The sequence below is a fragment of the Bacillus sp. 05T31 genome (genome assembly GCF_056396725.1).
This window is the reverse complement of the sequence record NZ_JBFTMA010001038.1, coordinates 1-1,056: the sequence shown is the minus strand read 5'-3', so window position 1 is coordinate 1,056 and position 1,056 is coordinate 1. Positions and strand designations below refer to the sequence as shown.

General features: G+C 35.1%; 1 protein-coding gene. It reads left to right on the top strand.

Annotation, left to right across the window (positions count from 1 at the left end; all coding sequences use genetic code 11):
* Positions 1-1,056: tetratricopeptide repeat protein (locus AC1DJR_RS31105; RefSeq protein WP_477004376.1), on the top strand; the 1,056-nt coding region annotated here is incomplete at both ends.

The following is a 1,056-nucleotide window of genomic DNA, read 5'->3' as shown; positions in this document are numbered from 1 at the left end:
CTATATATAAGCGTTCTTTAGAAGAAAATAATGAAGATGTATATTCTCATTTCGGTTTAATTCAAGTTTATATGGCAAAGGAACAATATAAGGATGCAAAAAACTATATTGTCAGTATTAATAAGCAATTTGAAGACAATCAAGATTTCMTTATGAATGCTGGTATGGTGTTATGGGATGCTGAAATGGCATTAGGCGAGGATGAAAAAGAGTTAAAACTTGCACTTTCTAAATTAGAGAACGGTATACGAAGCGTATACGCTAATATAGCGAGCGTGTTGGAKGAGTATGTAAATCGAATAAAAGACACAGCTTTTGTGCAACGAGGCATAGCATTTTTAAGAACGTTAGAAAAAGAAAAAGAGGATGTAATTGAATACGGTTGTTACGCAGGTGTTTTATATGAATCTATTRGACAGTATGATCAGGCGATAAAACGGTATAATGATGCACTTAAGAAAAAACAAGATTCATTGCCGTATTTYCGWATCGGTGAAACATTCATGGCGTTAGGGCAATTTCAAGAAGCAAAGCATGCGTATGAAACATGTTTAGAAATGGATAAGAACTTCTTAGGTGTACATTTGCAGCTTGCTGAAATATACGAAAAAGAAGAGAATCGTTCCAAAGAACAAAAGCATATGGTCCAGGCGATGAAAGAAGAACCAATGCATATAAATATGGAATATTTAGCGCAGCTTTCAGTAGAAATGAATCTTCAGGAAGAATTGCTAGTTGAACTAGAGAAATTGGAGGAAGAAGTTCCTGAAACATGGCGTTTAGATGCGATTGCATACGTGTTTGGCGCGATGAATGACATAGATAAAGAAAAAGAATATATCGAATGCGCAATGAAAATAGATGAAGCGCATGTGGAAGTACTATATCATTATGCGAAATTGCTAGTTAAAAAGCAGAGTGCAGAAGCAATCGAAGTTGCGCTGAAAGTAATGCATAAAGATTTGGAAAGTGAACGTATTTTTGGTGTGTACGTAAAAGCAATGGAGCAACATAAAAAATTATCCCAAATACGAGACGTACTTCATACGTTAAAGG